16 protein-coding genes are annotated in these 16358 nt (G+C 70.1%); 14 read left to right on the top strand and 2 right to left on the bottom strand.

Translation table 11 applies throughout. From position 1 onward, the window contains the following. The first annotated feature begins 400 nt into the window (after positions 1-400). The 8 genes from ACFV9G_RS24755 to ACFV9G_RS24720 are packed head-to-tail and all read left to right on the top strand — an operon-like array spanning position 401 to position 8134. Positions 401-1156 carry an SDR family oxidoreductase gene (locus tag ACFV9G_RS24755; protein ID WP_378730982.1) on the top strand — a complete coding sequence of 252 codons (756 nt, stop codon included), beginning with the start codon at positions 401-403 and terminating at the stop codon, positions 1154-1156. Beyond that, on the top strand, positions 1156-1932 hold the full coding sequence (locus tag ACFV9G_RS24750) for an SDR family oxidoreductase (protein ID WP_378730980.1): 777 nt from the start codon (positions 1156-1158) through the stop codon (positions 1930-1932). Before ACFV9G_RS24755 ends, ACFV9G_RS24750 begins: the two co-directional genes overlap by 1 nt. Then, positions 1929-2918: an NADPH:quinone oxidoreductase family protein gene (locus ACFV9G_RS24745; protein ID WP_378730978.1), complete on the top strand. Its 990-nt coding sequence runs from the start codon at positions 1929-1931 to the stop codon at positions 2916-2918. The genes ACFV9G_RS24750 and ACFV9G_RS24745 overlap by 4 nt, the downstream gene beginning before the upstream one ends. Next, positions 2915-3565, top strand: coding sequence for an HAD family hydrolase (locus ACFV9G_RS24740; RefSeq protein ID WP_378730976.1), 651 nt, complete (start codon positions 2915-2917; stop codon positions 3563-3565). Before ACFV9G_RS24745 ends, ACFV9G_RS24740 begins: the two co-directional genes overlap by 4 nt. Then, complete coding sequence (locus ACFV9G_RS24735; protein ID WP_378730974.1) at positions 3562-4614, top strand: phosphotransferase family protein; 1053 nt, start codon at positions 3562-3564, stop codon at positions 4612-4614. Before ACFV9G_RS24740 ends, ACFV9G_RS24735 begins: the two co-directional genes overlap by 4 nt. Positions 4615-4617: 3 nt before the next feature. Next, positions 4618-5850 (top strand): acyl-CoA dehydrogenase family protein, encoded by a 1233-nt coding sequence (locus ACFV9G_RS24730; protein WP_378730972.1) that lies wholly within the window; start codon positions 4618-4620, stop codon positions 5848-5850. Next, a complete protein-coding gene (locus ACFV9G_RS24725; protein WP_378730970.1) occupies positions 5847-7034 on the top strand; it encodes an acyl-CoA dehydrogenase family protein in 1188 nt (395 codons plus the stop codon). Before ACFV9G_RS24730 ends, ACFV9G_RS24725 begins: the two co-directional genes overlap by 4 nt. An 11-nt stretch (positions 7035-7045) precedes the next feature. Further along, positions 7046-8134, top strand: a complete 1089-nt coding sequence (locus tag ACFV9G_RS24720; RefSeq protein ID WP_378730968.1) for an acyl-CoA dehydrogenase family protein — start codon at positions 7046-7048, stop codon at positions 8132-8134. 131 nt (positions 8135-8265) lie between these two features. On the opposite strand, the gene ACFV9G_RS24715 is transcribed toward ACFV9G_RS24720, so the two are convergent. Further along, positions 8266-9471, bottom strand: a complete 1206-nt coding sequence (locus ACFV9G_RS24715) for a PucR family transcriptional regulator (RefSeq protein ID WP_378730967.1) — start codon at positions 9469-9471, stop codon at positions 8266-8268. Between the two features lie 165 nt (positions 9472-9636). Here ACFV9G_RS24715 and ACFV9G_RS24710 point away from each other — a divergent pair, with 165 nt between their 5' ends. The 6 genes from ACFV9G_RS24710 to ACFV9G_RS24685 all read left to right on the top strand — a co-directional run bounded on the left by ACFV9G_RS24710 (position 9637) and on the right by ACFV9G_RS24685 (position 15386). Beyond that, the gene (locus ACFV9G_RS24710) at positions 9637-10473 is read left to right on the top strand and encodes an ABC transporter ATP-binding protein (protein ID WP_378730965.1); all 837 of its coding nucleotides are present in this window, start codon (positions 9637-9639) and stop codon (positions 10471-10473) included. Then, the gene (locus tag ACFV9G_RS24705; protein WP_378730963.1) at positions 10473-11177 is read left to right on the top strand and encodes an ABC transporter ATP-binding protein; all 705 of its coding nucleotides are present in this window, start codon (positions 10473-10475) and stop codon (positions 11175-11177) included. The genes ACFV9G_RS24710 and ACFV9G_RS24705 overlap by 1 nt, the downstream gene beginning before the upstream one ends. 9 nt (positions 11178-11186) lie before the next feature. Continuing rightward, positions 11187-12065 (top strand): branched-chain amino acid ABC transporter permease, encoded by an 879-nt coding sequence (locus ACFV9G_RS24700; RefSeq protein WP_378730961.1) that lies wholly within the window; start codon positions 11187-11189, stop codon positions 12063-12065. A 3-nt stretch (positions 12066-12068) separates the two neighbouring features. Beyond that, a complete protein-coding gene (locus tag ACFV9G_RS24695) occupies positions 12069-13163 on the top strand; it encodes a branched-chain amino acid ABC transporter permease (protein WP_378730959.1) in 1095 nt (364 codons plus the stop codon). Beyond that, entirely contained in the window at positions 13160-14488 is a 1329-nt protein-coding gene (locus ACFV9G_RS24690) for an ABC transporter substrate-binding protein (protein WP_378730958.1), read from the top strand. Before ACFV9G_RS24695 ends, ACFV9G_RS24690 begins: the two co-directional genes overlap by 4 nt. 109 nt (positions 14489-14597) lie before the next feature. After that, a complete protein-coding gene (locus ACFV9G_RS24685; protein ID WP_378730956.1) occupies positions 14598-15386 on the top strand; it encodes an SDR family oxidoreductase in 789 nt (262 codons plus the stop codon). A 3-nt stretch (positions 15387-15389) separates the two neighbouring features. Here the strand turns inward: ACFV9G_RS24685 and ACFV9G_RS24680 are convergent, their stop codons facing one another. Beyond that, positions 15390-16295 carry a S41 family peptidase gene (locus tag ACFV9G_RS24680; protein ID WP_378730954.1) on the bottom strand — a complete coding sequence of 302 codons (906 nt, stop codon included), beginning with the start codon at positions 16293-16295 and terminating at the stop codon, positions 15390-15392. Positions 16296-16358 lie beyond the last annotated feature (63 nt).

The raw sequence follows: 16358 nt of genomic DNA, 5'->3' as shown, positions 1-16358 counted from the left end.
GTCACGTACGTCGGCCGAGAGGTCGCTTCTGCAGGCCGAGATGTCACGAAGGTGACGTCTCGGCCTGTTTGCGTGACGCTTCGGGCGACGGGGCTGACGCTTCGGCCGACGTACGTGACGCTTCGCCCGACCTCACGGACGCTTCGGCCGACGTACGTGACGCTTCGCCCGACCTCACGGACGCTTCGGCCGACGTATGTGACGCTTCGCCCGACCTCACGGACGCTTCGGCCGACGTATGTGACGCTTCGCCCGACCTCACTGACGCCTCGGCCGACGGGGCCGACTTCTCGGCAATGCATGGACACCGACCTTCCATGTTCTTGGGCTACCCCGTAGAGTGACCGCTGTCACCACCTAAGCAAGCGCTTAGATTAGCCGAGCACACGAGGGAATGAGCATGTCGAGGTTCGAGGGACGTACGGCGATCATCACCGGGGCCAGCCGGGGCATCGGTCTGGGCATCGCCCAGCGGCTGGTGGACGAAGGGGCGAAGGTCGTCATCACGGCGCGCAAGCCCGAGGCGCTCGCGGAGGCGGTCGAGGGTCTCGGTGGCAAGGAGGTCGCCCTCGGCATCGCCGGCAAGGCGGACGACCCCGCCCACCAGGAGGAGGTCGTCACGACCGCGATCGAGACGTTCGGCAGCGCAGACCTGCTCGTCAACAACGCCGGTATCAACCCGAAGGCCGGCGGCCTGATCGACATGGACCGCGAGTCGGCGCGCAAGACCGTCGAGGTCAACTGCCTCTCGCCGATCGGCTGGACCCAGCAGGTCTGGCGGCAGTGGATGTCCGAGCACGGCGGTTCGATCGTCAACATCTCCTCGGTGGCCGGCCTGGCTCCCACCCCGCTGATCGCGACCTACGGCGCGAGCAAGGCGATGCTCAGCTACATCACCCAGGAGCTCTCGGTCGAGCTCGGCCCGAAGGTACGCGTCAACGCGATCCTCCCGGCCGTGGTGAAGACCAAGTTCGCCGAGCTCCTCTACGAGGGCCGCGAGCAGGAAGTCTCGGCGGCCTACCCGCTCAAGCGCCTCGGCACCCCCGAGGACATCGCCGGCGTCGCCTCGTTCCTCCTCTCCGAGGACGCCGGCTGGATGACCGGCCAGCTCGTCACCGTCGACGGCGGCCTCACCCTCGCGGGCGGTCGCGTCTGATGCCGATCGCTCCCGACAGCACCGCCGTCGTCACCGGCGCCGCGGGCGGGATCGGCCGCGCACTGGCCGCCCGCCTCGTCGCCGAGGGCGTACGTGTCGTGATCAACGACCTCGACGCCGTACGCCTCGAAGCGACCGCCCAGGAGATCGGCGCCCATCCCGTGGCCGGCGACGCCGCCTCCGTCGAGGGCGTGAAGGCCCTGGTCGAACAGGCCAAGGACCACCTCGGCCAGATCGACGCGTGGTACGGAAATGCCGGCATCGACCGTGGCATCGGCCTGGACTGTCCCGAGGAGGACTGGCAGGCGTCGCACGAGGTCAATGTGATGGCCCACGTCCGGGCGGCGCGGCTCCTCGTCCCCGACTGGGTCGAGCGGAAGAGTGGTCGCTACGTGGTGACGGCGAGCGCTGCGGGGCTGCTGATGATGATCGGCGCGCCGACCTACACGGTCACCAAGCACGCAGCCGTCGCTTTCGCCGAGTGGCTCTCGGCGACCTACCGCCACCACGGGATCGTCGTCCAGGCGATCTGCCCCCAGGGTGTGCAGACCGGGATGCTCGAGCGGTCCGGCGTGATGAAGGACCTGCTCAGCCGCGACAGCGCGCTGGCGCCCGAGCAGGTCGCCGACGCCGCCTGGGAGGCGACGACCGACGACCGCTTCCTGGTGCTGCCGCACCCGGAGGTGGCCGACTACTACGCCGCGCGGGCGACCCAGACCGACAAGTGGCTCGGCGGGATGAACCGACTCTGGCAGCACGTGGAGGGACAGGTATGAAGGCATGGCGGATCAACGAGCTCGGTGAGCCCAAGGACGTGATGAGGCTCGAGGAGGTGCCCGACCCGACCCCCGGCGCCGGACAGCTCGTCGTGAAGGTGCTGGCCAGCCCGGCCAACTTCCCGGACGTTCTGATGGCCCGCGGTCTCTACCAGGTCAAGCCCGAGCTGCCGTTCACCGCGGGCGTCGAGCTGTGCGGCGAGGTGATCGCGCTCGGCGAGGGCGTGGATGCCTTCCAGGTCGGTGAGCGCGTGATCGGCGGCGCCGCCCTGCCCTACGGCGGCTTCGGCGAGCTCGCGCTGATGGACGTCGCGACGACCTTCCCGGCCCCGGAGGCGCTCAGCGACGCCGAGGCGTCGAGCCTCTACATCGGCTACCAGACCGGCTGGTTCGCGCTGCACCGCCGCGCACACATCCAGCCCGGCGAGACGCTGCTCGTACATGCGGCGGCGGGCGGCGTCGGCAGTGCCGCGATCCAGCTCGGCAAGGCCGCCGGGGCCACCGTGATCGGGGTCGTCGGCGGGCCGGACAAGGCCGAGGTCGCCCGAAAGCTGGGCGCGGACCACGTCATCGACCGCCACACCGAGGACTTCGTCAAGGTCGTCAAGGAGCTCACCGGCGGCAAGGGCGCCGACGTCATCTACGACCCGGTCGGTGGCGACACCTACGACCGCTCCACCAAGTGCATCGCCTTCGAAGGCCGGATCCTGATCATCGGCTTCGCCGGCGGCCGCATCCAGGAGGCCGCGCTCAACCACTCGCTGATCAAGAACTACTCGATCGTCGGCCTCCACTGGGGCCTCTACAACATGCTTGCGCCCGAGCTCGTCAAGGAGTGCCACGCCGAGCTCACCCGGATGGCGGCCGAAGGCTCGATCAAGCCGCTGGTCAGCGAGACGCTGTCGTTGGAGCAGGTCGCGGACGGCGTACAACGCCTGGCGGACGGCGAGACCGTGGGCCGGGTCGTCTACGGGGCGAAGCCGTGACGGCCACGGGGCTCCGGGCCGTCATCTTCGACTACGGTGGGGTGCTGACCACGCCGATCGGCGACTCGATCCGAGCCTGGTTGGACGCCGACGGCATCAAGCCGGAGAGCTTCTCGACGGTGCTCAAGGAGTGGCTGGGGCGCTACGCCGACGCCGGCACCCCGATCCACCGCCTCGAGCTCGGCGAGCTCTCGGTCAAGGAGTTCGACAAGCTCCTGGCCGGTCGCCTGGAGACGTACGACGGTAGCCCGGTCGATCCCGAGGGCGTCCTGTCCCGGCTCTTCGCCGGGATGCAGCCGAACCCGGAGATGTTCGCGTTGGCCGAGGAGCTCCGCGATGCCGGCATCCGGCTCGCCCTGCTCTCCAACAGCTGGGGCAACTTCTACCCTCGCAAGCAGGTCGACGCGCTGTTCGAGGTGGTGGTGATCTCCGAGGAGGTCGCCATGCGCAAGCCGGAGCGGCCGATCTTCGACCGCACCCTGAGCAGGCTCGGCCTCCCGGCCGAGGAGTGCCTCTTCATCGACGACGCCGAGCCCAACGTCCTCGGCGCCCGAGCGGTCGGTCTCGACGCACTGCTCCATACAGACACGGCGAGCACGCGCGCGAGGCTCGCCCACCTGATTCCCGCACTCGGAGGTGCCGCGTGACGACCGAATCCCTGCCCGGGCTCGACCTCGACCGGCTCGGCCCCTGGCTCGCCGAGAACGTCGAGGGGGTCTCGACAAGCTCGACCACCGATGGACGGCTGAGCGCGACCCACATCTCCGGCGGCAAGTCGAACCTGACGTACGCCGTCTCCGACGGCACCCACGAATGGATCGTCCGGCGCCCGCCGCTGGGGCACGTGCTCGCCACCGCGCACGACATGAAGCGTGAGCACACTGTGATCACCGCGCTGCGCGACACCGCCGTGCCGGTGCCGCACACCTTCGCGTTCTGCGAGGACGAGGAGGTGCTCGGGGCACCGTTCTATGTGATGGAGAAGGTCGATGGCCGGCCCTACCGCTACGCCCGCGAGCTCGAGCCGCTCGGCGCGGACCGCACGAAGGCGATCTCGGAGCAGCTCATCGATGTGATGGCCGCGCTGCACGCGGTCGACCCGGCCGAGGTCGGGCTGGCCGAGTTCGGCCGCCCCGAGGGGTTCCTGTCCCGCCAGGTCAGGCGCTGGAAGAAGCAGCTCGAGGCGTCCCACTCCCGCGATCTCCCCGCCGCCGACGAGCTCCACGCGCTGCTGGAGGCACGGGTGGGTGCCGCCGAGGCCGCCTCGAGCGGGCCGGGGATCGTCCACGGCGACTACCGGCTCGACAACGTCCTCACCGACGAGGCCGACCAGATCAGGGCGGTCGTCGACTGGGAGATGGCCACGCTCGGCGACCCGGTCACCGACCTGGCCATCCTGCTCACCTACCAGCAGATGGCCACGGTCTCCGGCGACGGCACCGTGACCGATGTCAGCAACGCACCCGGCTGGCTCTCCGAGGACGAGATCATCGCCCGCTACGACGCCGCCAGCCCGCGCGACCTGAGCGAGTTCGGCTTCTACCGCGGGCTGGCCGCCTACAAGCTCGCCGCGATCCTCGAGGGGATCCACTACCGCTACCTCAAGGGCCAGACCGTCGGGCCCGGTTTCGAGAACATCGGGGACGGGATCCACCCGCTCCTGGACATGGGCCTGTCTGCAATGAAGGAGAAGTGACGCATGGATTTCGCACCTGACGCCAGGACCGAGGAGCTCGTCGCCTCGGTCTGGGACTTCCAGAAGACGTACGTCGAGCCGAACGAGGCCGTCTTCGACGAGCAGCTCGCGGCCCAGGACGACAAGTGGGCCTGGGACAGCGTGCCGGTCCTCGGCGAGATCCGCGCCGAGGCCCGCAAGCGCGGCCTGTGGAACCTCTTCCTGCCCGGTGAGGGCGGGGCCGGCCTGACCAACCTGCAGTACGCGCCGTTGGCCGAGATCACCGGCCGCAGCCACCTCGCGCCGGCCGCGTTCAACTGCGCCGCGCCCGACACCGGCAACATGGAGGTGCTGCACGACTTCGGCAACGAGGGGCAGAAGAAGGAGTGGCTCTCGCCGCTCCTGGAGGGCGAGATCCGCAGCGCCTTCGCGATGACCGAGCCGGCCGTGGCCTCCTCCGACGCCACCAACATCGAGACCTCGATCGTGCCCGACGGCGACGAGTACGTCCTCAACGGCCGCAAGTGGTGGATCACCGGGGCGATGAACCCGAACTGCAAGATCTTCATCGTGATGGGCAAGACCGACCCGTCCGCCGAGCGCCACCAGCAGCAGTCGATGATCCTGGTGCCCCGCGACACCCCGGGTCTCACGATCAAGCGCGGCATGGAGGTCTTCGGCTACGACGACCACGACCACGGCGGCCACGCCGAGCTGGAGTTCACCGACGCCCGGGTGCCGGCCGCCAACCTGATCGGGGCCGAGGGCATGGGGTTCGCGATCGCGCAGGCGCGCCTGGGCCCCGGCCGCATCCACCACTGCATGCGCTCCATCGGTCTGGCCGAGCGGGCAATCGAGCTGATGTGTGCCAGGGTCGAGGAGCGGGTGGCCTTCGGCAAGCCGCTCTCCGAGCAGGGCGTGATCCGTGACTGGATCGCCGAGTCGCGGGTGCGGATCGAGCAGCTGCGGCTCCTCGTCCTCAAGACCGCCTGGCTGATGGACACCGTCGGCAACAAGGGTGCCCACACCGAGATCCAGGCGATCAAGATCGCCACCCCGGCGACTGTCCAGTGGATCCTCGACAAGGCGATCCAGGCCCACGGCGCCGGCGGGCTCTCCCAGGACTTCCCGCTGGCCAAGTCCTACGCCGGCATCCGCACGCTGCGGTTCGCCGACGGCCCCGACGAGGTGCACAAGAACGCCCTGGCCAAGGCCGAGCTGCGCAAGCAGGCCGCACGACGCGAGGGCCGGCAGTGAATCCCGACGAGGTCCGGGATCGCGTCGAGGAGTTCCTGGCCGAGCACCCGGTCGCGACGACCGAGCCGAGCGCCTTCCTGCACGCCCGCTATCAGGCGGGCCTGGCGTGGGTCGCGTTCCCCGAGGGCCAGGGCGGTCTCGGCGCCTCCCGGGCGCTGCAGCCGCTGGTCTCCGACCTCTTCGAGGCGGCCGGTGCCCCCGACAACAACCCGCGACGTAACGGGATCGGGCTCGGCATGGCCGCGCCGACGATCCTGGCCTACGGCACCCCGGAGCAGAAGGCTCGATTCCTGGAGCCGCTGTGGTGCGGGGAGGAGATCTGGTGCCAGCTCTTCTCCGAGCCCGGTGCCGGCTCCGACCTCGCCGGCCTGGCGACCCGAGCCGTCCTCGACGGTGACGAGTGGGTCGTCAACGGGCAGAAGGTGTGGACCTCGGGTGCCCACAACGCCGACTTCGCGATCCTGGTCGCGCGCACCGACCCGGACGTCCCGAAGCACCGCGGTCTGACGTACTTCTTGTGCGATATGCACGATCCGGGCGTCGAGGTGCGGCCACTGCGCCAGATCACCGGCGAGGCGGAGTTCAACGAGGTCTTCCTGACCGATGTGAGGATCCCCGACGCCCACCGGCTCGGCGCGGTCGGGCAGGGCTGGGAGGTCGCCAACGCCACCCTCAACAACGAGCGCGTCGCCATCGGTGGCGCCGCGATGCCTCGCGAGGGCGGGATGCTCGGCGTGGTCGCCGAGTCGTGGCGGGAGCATCCGGAGAACCACACCCCGGAGCTCCGCGACCGGCTCTTGAAGCTGTGGGTCGAGTCGGAGGTGGCCCGGCAGACCGGGGCCCGGCTGCGGCAGAAGCTGGCCGTCGGCCAGCCCGGCCCCGAGGGGTCGGCGATGAAGCTGACCTTCGCCAGGATCAACCAGCAGCTCACCGGCCTCGACCTGGAGCTGCGTGGCGAGGAGGGCCTTCGCTACGAGGACGGTGACGGCTGGGCGATGGTCCGGCCCGAGCACGTCGACTTCGGCGGCCGCGACGCCGTCTACCGCTACCTGCGCGCCAAGGGCAACTCGATCGAGGGCGGCACCTCGGAGATCCTGCGCAACATCGTGGCCGAGCGCGTCCTCGGCCTCCCCGGGGAGCACCGGGTCGACAAGGACGTGTCCTGGAAGGCCATCCCCCGATGAAGGAGCCCGCGATGAGCGCATCTGAGGTCGAACTGCTCGACAACGAGCTCGACGCGGACCTGCGGGCCACGGTCAGGTCCTACCTGGCCGAGCGCTGCTCGTCGGCTGACGTGGTCAAGGCGTACGACGGTGACAGCTCGCTCACGCCGGTCCTGTGGAAGGGGCTCGCCGGGGAGCTCGGCCTCGCGGGGCTGCTGATCCCGGAGCCCCACGGTGGCGCCGGCGCGTCCGCGCGGGAGGCCGCGGTGGTCCTCGAAGAGCTGGGGCGGGCAGTTGCCCCGGTGCCCTTCCTGTCCAGTGCGGTCGTGGCGACGTCGGTCCTGCTGGCCGGGCCCACCGAGAAGGGCGTGGAGCTGCTGGGCGGACTGGCGGCGGGGGAGCGCACCGCAGCCCTGGTCGTGCCGCTCCAGACGATGACGGCCCAGCCGCTGGAGCCCGTGGAGACCGAGGTCAGGTCGGTGGCCGGTGCCCTGGAGGCCGACACCCTCCTGGTGCCGGTCTCGACACCCGAAGGCATCGAGATCCGAGCCATCCCCGCAGACCGGGCGACGATCACCCCGGTGAGCTCGCTCGACATGACCCGTCGGCTCGCCGACGTGACCCTCGACCCGGCCGCCGGTGAGGTGGTCGTGGCGGCGGAGCACGGTGCCGAAGGCGTACGTTCCGCTCTGCTGGCCGGGGCCGCGCTGATGGCCTCTGAGCAGGTCGGGGTGGCGCAGTGGTGCCTGACGACGACGGTGGAGTACCTCAAGGTCCGGCGCCAGTTCGGCCGGATCGTCGGTGGCTACCAGGCGCTCAAGCACCGGCTCGCCGACCTCTACACCAGCGTCGAAGGGGCCGGCGCGGCAGCGCGCTATGCCGCCGGAGCGCTGGCTCTCGGGGACGCCGAGGAGACGGCGATCGCGACCCACGTCGCGGCGGCCTTCTGCGGCGACCTCGCCGTCACCGCGGCCGAGGAGGCGGTGCAGCTGCACGGTGGCATCGGCATGACGTGGGAGCACCCCGCCCACCTCTACCTCAAGCGGGCCAAGGCCGACCAGATCGCGTACGGCCTCCCCGGCCTCCACCGCGACCGTCTGGGCACCGTGGTCGACATCTAGAGCCCGCTGGTCGAGCCGCCGGAGCCGCTAGGCGGAGGCGTGTCGAGACCAACACAGTCCTATCGAGCGCCGAGGGGACCGTGTTGGTCTCGACACGCTCGCTGGCGCTCGCGGCTCGACCAGCGGGGCGGCTACTTCTCCAGCGCCATCAGAGCGAGAGCGAACAGAAGGCGGTCGCGCGGGTCGGAGATGCTCCTCACGGTGAGGTCCTGGATCTGCTTGATGCGGTAGATGACCGTGTTGCGGTGGCAGATCAGGTCCTCGGCGGCGTGGGTGGGGGAGCCGCCGTGCGCGATGAGGGCGCGCAGCGTCGCCAGCAGCACGTCGGACTGGTGGGTCGGCTGCGCCAGGATCGGGCCGAGGGTGCGGCGGACGAGCAGCGAGGAGACCGCCGGCGAGGCGGTCAGCAGCACCTGCGGCAGGCGGTCGTCGACGACCGCGATGTCCCTGCGCCCACGGGGCACCGTCTCCACCGTGTGCGTGGCGAGCTGGAAGGCGGTGCCGAAACCGCTGAGGTCGTCGGCGGTGGCGATCCCGACCCGGCCCGAGTTGCAGCCGGCGAGCTGCTCGACCAGATCGGCGACGGCCTCGGCGACCGGGCGAGACCCCAGCGGGACCAGCCCGAAGTGGTGGTCGCCGCGTACGTGCCAGAACGACACCAGTCCGGCCCTCTCCAGCCGGTCGTCGGGGTTGCGCAGCGGTGAGTCGCGGTTGCCGTCGAAGGCCGCGACCACGCAGGCCATCTGCGCGTCGGCGGCGACCCCGAGGATGTCCTGGACCTCGGCGGCGAACGCGGGGTCGCCACCGCGACCCTCGGCCAACCCGTCCAGGAGCCGGCCCTGGAGCTGCAGGTCGCGACGCTGCAGCAGCGCCGCCTCCTTCCGGTAGGCCGACGACATCACCGAGTTCTGCACGTCCAGGTCGGTCCACACCTGGCGCCCGGCGAGGACCATCACCCGGTCGTCGATCCCCAGCTCCTCCTGCTGGTGGACCATCGCCTCCCACAGCATCCGGGTGCCGACGGTGTAGGCGTTGAGGCAGTACTCCAGAGGTACGCCCTGCCGCGCCCGCCGCCGCCCGGTGTCGCGCCACAGGTCCACGGGATTGGCCCCTGGGGTGAGTCCGGCCATGGCCCGGATGCCCCGGCGTACGTGCTCCCGCGTGCTCGAGCGCAGGTCGGCGCGCACCGACGGCTCGGCGTTCTGGTGCCACTCCGGCTGGATCGCGATCAGGGTCAGCGTGATGTCGTCGGCGATCGCGTCCGCCTGGTTCACCAGCGAGGCCCAGGCACGCTCCACCAACGGACGAAGCTCCGAGTCAGGAGATGTGTCGCTCATCACACCCATGTGCGGAGCGTCCCATGGTGACTGCCCCATCCGCCACCGAACCAGGGAATCCCAGACGCAGCGCCCGAAGGATTTTGGGCGCAATGCCCATATCCCCCGTTGTGCGGAGAGTCCAAAGTGATAGCCGTCACAACGGGTGAAGGGAGCATGATGCAGATGCCTGGCGAAGACCCGCCGCTGTTCGCGGTCGAGGGAGTCTCGGTCCGGTTCGGGGGCGTACGCGCCCTCGAGGACGTCTCCTTGGAGGTCGCGCCCCACGAGGTGCTCGGCGTCATCGGCCCCAACGGCGCCGGCAAGACCACCCTGTTCAACGTCGTGTGCGGCTTCGTCAGCCCCGCCGAGGGCGAGCTCCGGCTGCGCGGCGAGACGATCCACGGCCTCCGCCCGCACCAGCTCGCCGGCCACGGCATCGCCCGCACCCTCCAGGGGCTCGGGCTCTTCGAGCGGATGACGGTGCTCGACAACGTGATGGTCGGTGCCGACCGTCTCGCCCGCGCCGGCTTCGTGCGCGGCCTGCTCGGGATCGGCCACCGCGACGATGCCCGGCTGGCCGCCAAGGCGCGGGAGGTCCTCGGCGAGCTCGGGATCGAGTCGTACGCCGCCCGCTACCCGGGCAGCCTGCCCTATCCGATCCGGAAGAAGGTCGCGCTCGCCCGGGCGCTGGTGGCCGAGCCGGAGCTGCTGCTCCTGGACGAGCCCGCCAGCGGGCTGAGCGCCGAGGAGATGACCGAGCTCGGCGAGATCATCACCGGCCTGACCGAACGCACCGCCGTGATGCTCGTCGAGCACCACATGGACCTGGTGATGTCGGTCTGCCACCGGATCACCGTGCTCGACTTCGGCCGCGTCATCGCGGCCGGCACGCCCGACGAGATCCGCAACGACCCGGCCGTCCTCGCCGCCTACCTGGGCGACCAGGTCGAGCACGACGACGACGCCGAGGTGCACGCCCTGGTCTCGACAAGCTCGACCAACGATGGGGAGGAGGCCTGATGTTCGCCGTCGAGGACCTGAGTGCTGCGTACGGACCCGTCAAGGCGCTCAACGGCGTCACCTTCACCGCGTCGAGAGGCCAGGTCACCGCGGTCCTGGGCGCCAACGGCGCCGGCAAGACCACGCTGCTGCGCACCGTGTCCGGCCTGGTGAGGTCCACCCAGGGCAGCGTGAAGCTGAACGACAAGGACATCACCCGCACCGCGACCGAGAAGCTGACCTCGTACGGCCTCTCCCACGTCCCCGAGGGGCGCGGCGTGATCGCCGAGCTGACCGTCACCGAGAACCTCCGGCTCGGTGGGCTGCACCGTGCGACCGGCTCTGAGCCGATGCCGGTCGAGCGGGTCTTCGAGCTCTTCCCGCGCCTGGGCGAGCGCCGCGAGGCCACCGCTCACATGCTCTCGGGCGGTGAGCGGCAGATGCTCGTCATCGGCCGCGCGCTGATGGCGCGACCGACCGTGCTCCTGCTCGACGAGCCCTCCCTGGGACTCGCGCCCCGGGTGGTGGCTCAGATCTTCGACCTGCTCCGCGGGCTGGTGCAGACCGAGGAGCTCACCGTCGTCCTGGTCGAGCAGAACGCCCGCAGTGCCCTGTCCATCGCTGACCACGGAGTCGTGCTCAACCTCGGCAAGGTCGTCGCCTCGGCGCCGGCCGCCGAGCTGGCCGCCGACGAGCAGCTCCGCCACGCCTATCTCGGGTTCTGAGGAGCAGACATGCAGCAGTTTCTCGACACCACTCTCGGGGGGTTGGTCCTGGGCGCGGTCTACGCCGCCTTCGCGCTGGCCCTGTGCCTGATCTGGCGCTCGACCCGGATCGTCAACTTCGCCCAGGCGGCGATGGCGATGGTGACCACCTACATCGCGCTCTCGCTGATCAACGCCGACGTGCCCTACTGGGTCGCCTTCATCGCCGCGATCGCCGCCGGGTTCGGACTCGGCGCGGTGATCGAGCGGGTGATCATCCGCCCGGTCGAGGGGAAGGCCGAGCTCAACGCGGTGATCCTCACCCTGGGGCTGTTCATGGTGCTCCACGGCCTGACCGCGATCACCTTCGGCGTCCAGCACCGCGGCTTCCCGGCCCCGGTCAGCACCAGCGCGATCTCGGTCGGGGACACCTCGATCGGCATCACTCCGTTCGGCATCCTGACGATCGTCGTGGTCGCCCTCGTGATGGCCGGGCTGGTGGTCCTCTTCCGCTTCACCGACCTGGGGCTGCGGATGCGGGCGGCCGCCTTCAACGGCGAGGTCTCCCGCCTCCTGGGCGTACGCGTCGGCCGCATGCTCACCCTCGGCTGGGCGCTCGCCGCCGCGGTGGGCGCGGTGGCCGGGATGCTCATCGCCGGTGGCGACCTGGTGAACCCGGCGTTCATGGACCCGTTCGTGATCTACGGCTTCATCGCCGCCGTGCTGGGCGGCCTCGACTCGCCGCTCGGGTCGGTGATCGGCGGCCTGATCCTCGGTCTCTCGCTCTCCTACGTCACCGGCTACGTCGGTGAGCACCTGGCGCCGCTGGTCGCGCTCGGGATCTTGATGGTGGTGCTGCTGGTGCGTCCCAGCGGCCTCTTCGCAGCGGCTGCGGCCAGGAGGGTCTGACCCATGGAACGTCTGCGCTCTCTTGTCAGTCCGATCACGTCGGTTCCCCTGGCCCGTCACCTCGTCGTGGCGCTGGTCGCCTTCGTGGTGGCGATGGCGGTCATCGGCAGCTCCAGCCAGTACCTGCAGACCCGCTACGCCGAGATGGCCTACTTCGCCATCGCCGCCGGCGGTCTCACGCTCCTGACCGGTCTCTCCGGCCAGCTCTCCCTCGGCCACGGCGCGCTCATGGCGGTCGGGGCGTACGCCGCCACCCTCGTGCTCGAGCGCACCGGCGGCGAGACCCTGGCCGACGTCTTCGTCGCCCTGCTCGTCGCGATCGCGGTCTGTGCCGCGGTCGGGGTGGTGGTCGGAGTGCCGGCAGCGCGGCTGCACGGGCCCTACATCGCCGGCGCGACCCTGACCCTGGCCGTCGCGGTGCCCCGGCTGGCCAACCAGTGGGAGGTCCTCGGTGGCGAGCAGGGGCTGCAGGTGTCAGTGCCCCGCGCCACCGATCTCCCGGCGTGGATCCAGGACCTGGTCTGGTTCTTCACCGCCGTCGAGATCGACCAGTACTCCTTCCTCGCCTACCTCGGCTGGCTGCTGCTCGCGATCACCTTCGTGGCGCTCGCAAACCTGAGCCGTTCCCGGGTCGGTCGTCGATGGCGCGCGGTGCGGGACGACGACGTCTCCGCCGAGCTGGCCGGCATCCACCTCGGCCGGGCCCGCGTGGTCGCCTTCACCGTCAGCGCCATGGCTGCCGGTCTCGCCGGCGGCCTGATGGCCATGAACGTACGTCTCACGGCGCCGGGCGCGTTCACGATCACGCTCTCGCTGACCCTGCTGGCCGCTGTCGTCCTGGGCGGGCTGGGCAGCCTGACCGGCGCGCTCATCGGGGCCGGCGTACTCGCGTTCCTCCCGAAGTTCGCCACCGATCTCGGGGAGTCGGTGGGATTCAGCGCCACCCAGGCCGCGGAGGTCACCCCGGTGGTCTACGGGCTGGTGCTGATGCTCGTCATCCTCCTCGCTCCGGCGGGGATCGTCGGCAGCCTGCGCTCGATCCTGGCGCGCTCCTCTCTCACCTCATCTCTCGGGAAAACCAAGGAGAAGACAACATGAGAAACACTGCACGCAGAGCCGTACAGGTCGTCTGTGTCCTCACCACCGCCTCGCTCCTCGCCGCCTGTGGCGCGGGGAAGGAAAGACCGTCCGAGGACGGGACGGCAGTGGGCGTCACCGACACCACGATCAAGGTCGGTGCGCACTTCCCGCTGACCGGCCCGGCCGCGCCCGGCTACTCGGAGATCCCCTCCGGCCACCAGGCGTTCTATGAGTACGTCAACGACAACGGTGGCGTCCATGGCCGGGACATCGAGATGGTCGTCAAGGACGACGCCTACAACCCGACCAACACCAGCGCGGTCACCAACGACATGATCCTGCAGGACGAGATCTTCGCGATGGTCGGTGGCCTCGGCACCCCCACGCACCGCGCGGTCGTGCAGCGCCTCAACGACGACGGCATCCCCGACCTGTTCGTCTCCAGCGGCTCGCTGCAGTGGGGCGACGACCCGTCCGGCTCACCGATGACGTTCGGCTGGCAGCCGGACTACGAGATCGAGGGCAAGGTCATCGGTCAGTACGTCAAGGAGAACATGCCCGACGCCAAGGTCGGCCTCTTCCTGCAGGACGACGACTTCGGTGAGGACGGCGAGAAGGGCGCGCGGCAGTTCCTCGACTCCCAGATCGTCGACGTACAGAAGTACACACCGGGTGGGTCGACCGACTTCTCCCCGCAGATGTCCTCGTTCAAGTCCAAGGGCGTCGACCTGGTGATCGGCTTCAACACGCCGTCCTACACCGCGCTCAGCCAGATCGCCGCCCAGGGCGTCGGCTTCAAGTCGAAGTGGTTCTACTCGAACGTCGGGTCCGACCCGGCGCTGGTCGGCGGCCTCCTGGCGAGCATGACCAAGGGCAAGATCCCGGCCGAGCAGGGCGTGAAGCTGATGGACGGGATGATGACGACCGAGTACATCCCCGGCGTCGACGCTCCTGACGACGAGTGGGTCAAGCTGTGGCAGAAGGTCTGGGACGAGTACTCCAAGAAGGGCTCGGAGAAGCTGACCAACTACCGGATCTACGGGATGTCGCAGGCCTACACCTTCGTCCAGGCGCTGCAGGCCAACGGCAAGGACCTGACCCGCGAGTCGATCGTGGAGACGATCGAGAAGGAGGGTGCCTCCTTCGAAGGGCCCGGGCTGGCTCCGTTCCGGTTCTCCGAGGACTCGCACCTGGGCATCTCCGGGATGAGCGTCGTCGAGATCAAGAACGGTGCCTCCGAGCCGCTCACGCCGGTCCTCGTCACCGACATCGGCGACGCCGCCATCGAGGAGGACGACAGCGCCGCCTCGGACGTCCCGCCGTCCTCGGGGCTGCCCGAATGAGTCGGGCGGAGCGACCGGCTCATACTGATCAGTAGGTTGCCGCACGTTCACGGACCGGCCTCGGTTACAGTGGTTGACCCTCACTAACGCCACTGGAGGTGGTCGGTCCGTGAACGTACTCGCACCCGGGAGCGGGGTGGTTGTGACCGGGGCAGCCCGAGGGATCGGGAAAGCCCTGGCCACGCGGTTCGCGGCGGAAGGCTGTCGCGTCGTCGTGGCCGACCTCGACGCCGACGAGCTCGCCGATGTGGCCGATTCGATCGGGGCCTTCGCGGTCCCCGGCGATGCCGCCTCGGCCACCGGCTCCGCCGCGCTCGTGGAGGCAGCCCGGGAGCAGCTCGGGAAGATCGACGCGTGGTACGGCAACGCCGGCGTCGACCGGGGCCGCGGCCTCGAGGCCTCCGACCACGCGTGGCTGACCTCCTACGAGGTCAACGTCCTCGCCCACGTACGCGCCGCGCGGCTGCTGCTGCCGGACTGGGTCGCGCGCGGATCCGGGCGGTTCGTGGTGACGTCCTCGTCCGCCGGTCTGCTGACGCTGCTCGGCTCGCCCTCCTATGCGGCCACCGAGCACGCCGAGATCGCCTTCGCGGAGTGGCTCGCTGCGACGTACCGGCATCAGGGGGTGGTCGCCCAAGCGATCGTCGCGCGCAGCGTGAAGACGGCGATGCTCGAGCGGTCCTCGGGACTTCCTGGGTTCATCTCGCCCGAGGGCGCGCTCACCGCCGAGGAGGTCGCCGACGCGGTCTGGGAGGCCGGCCAGACCTCGCAGTTCTGGGTGTCGCTCGAGCCCGACGTGGCCGAGGAGTACGCAGCTCGTGCCGCGGACGTCGATGCCTGGCTGGACTCGATGAACAAGACCCGGCAGGAGCTCGACGGACCGTCCGACCCGGCCTGAGAGTCAGCCTGCGAGGCGAGCGAGGGCCAGCGTGTGCGCCTGCCCGAGGGCCTCGTCGGCCGTGCACGGGACGTCCGGCTGCACGCCGGTGCCCTCCCAGTTCGTGCCGGAGGCCGGGTTGACGGCGCGGCCGGTGGGAATCGTGGCCTCCAGGTGGGGGTGCACGGTCCAACCCTTGCAGGGGTGCGCGCCGCCGCGGGTGGTCTCGCCGACGATGACCGCGCGGCCGAGCTGCTGCAGGTCGTAGGCCAGCTCCTCGGCGGCGGAGAACGTGGTTCCGCTGGTCAGCAGGTAGAGCGGCTTGCTGCCGCCGAAGCGTGCGCCGAGGACGTACGGAAGGCTCCAGGACTGCTCGGTGCGACCGTCGTTGCGCCAGTGCATGGTGTTGAGGTGGGTGCGCTCGTCGAGGAGGTAGCTGCAGACGAAGGCGACAGTGTCCGGGTCGCCGCCCCGGTTGCCGCGCAGATCCACGATCAGCGCCTCGGCACGCGAGGCCACGGTGAGCGCCGCGCCCAGCGGCTCTGCGGCCCACTCCAGCGGGAACAGCATCGGCGCCAGCTCCAGGACGGCGACCCCTCCGTCGAGCAGCTCCAGCCGGGGCGCACCACCGAGCGAGGTGTCGAAGTCGCGTCGGATGGACTCCATGGTCGCCGCGCCCTGCTCGGGGGAGACCGGCTCGGCGTGGTGCTTGAGGCGTAGGTGCTTGTCGTCGTTGACGGACTGCAGGTCGTCGGTGACCCGACGCGCGAGCTCCTCGGCGCCATCGACGTCATAGGCACCCTCGGCGAGGCGCCGCTTCAGCAGGTCGGCGACCTGCTCGGCCGTCTCGGGGAAGACGTAGTGCTCGGTCAGCAGGCGGATCGTCTCGTCGATGACAGCGGCCGGCCGGAGGGTCGTCAGGGGCGTCACGGCAGGGAGTAGAGCACCGCCCCGGCGAACCGTCAACGACGTTTGGTCCGTCTCCACTAGTCT

Origin of the sequence: Nocardioides sp. NPDC059952 (assembly GCF_042730435.1) — a bacterium.
Taxonomy (GTDB): domain Bacteria; phylum Actinomycetota; class Actinomycetes; order Propionibacteriales; family Nocardioidaceae; genus Nocardioides.
This window is presented reverse-complemented; position numbering and strand designations above follow the sequence as displayed.

Excerpts from the sequence above, each read along its gene's own strand:
- ACFV9G_RS24755 (WP_378730982.1), top strand. The coding sequence starts at position 401 with ATGTCGAGGTTCGAGGGACGTACGGCGATCATCACCGGGGCCAGCCGG.
- ACFV9G_RS24750 (WP_378730980.1), top strand. The coding sequence starts at position 1,156 with ATGCCGATCGCTCCCGACAGCACCGCCGTCGTCACCGGCGCCGCGGGC.
- ACFV9G_RS24745 (WP_378730978.1), top strand. The coding sequence starts at position 1,929 with ATGAAGGCATGGCGGATCAACGAGCTCGGTGAGCCCAAGGACGTGATG.
- ACFV9G_RS24730 (WP_378730972.1), top strand. The coding sequence starts at position 4,618 with ATGGATTTCGCACCTGACGCCAGGACCGAGGAGCTCGTCGCCTCGGTC.
- ACFV9G_RS24720 (WP_378730968.1), top strand. The coding sequence starts at position 7,046 with ATGAGCGCATCTGAGGTCGAACTGCTCGACAACGAGCTCGACGCGGAC.
- ACFV9G_RS24715 (WP_378730967.1), bottom strand. The coding sequence starts at position 9,471 with ATGAGCGACACATCTCCTGACTCGGAGCTTCGTCCGTTGGTGGAGCGT.
- ACFV9G_RS24710 (WP_378730965.1), top strand. The coding sequence starts at position 9,637 with ATGCCTGGCGAAGACCCGCCGCTGTTCGCGGTCGAGGGAGTCTCGGTC.
- ACFV9G_RS24705 (WP_378730963.1), top strand. The coding sequence starts at position 10,473 with ATGTTCGCCGTCGAGGACCTGAGTGCTGCGTACGGACCCGTCAAGGCG.
- ACFV9G_RS24700 (WP_378730961.1), top strand. The coding sequence starts at position 11,187 with ATGCAGCAGTTTCTCGACACCACTCTCGGGGGGTTGGTCCTGGGCGCG.
- ACFV9G_RS24695 (WP_378730959.1), top strand. The coding sequence starts at position 12,069 with ATGGAACGTCTGCGCTCTCTTGTCAGTCCGATCACGTCGGTTCCCCTG.
- ACFV9G_RS24690 (WP_378730958.1), top strand. The coding sequence starts at position 13,160 with ATGAGAAACACTGCACGCAGAGCCGTACAGGTCGTCTGTGTCCTCACC.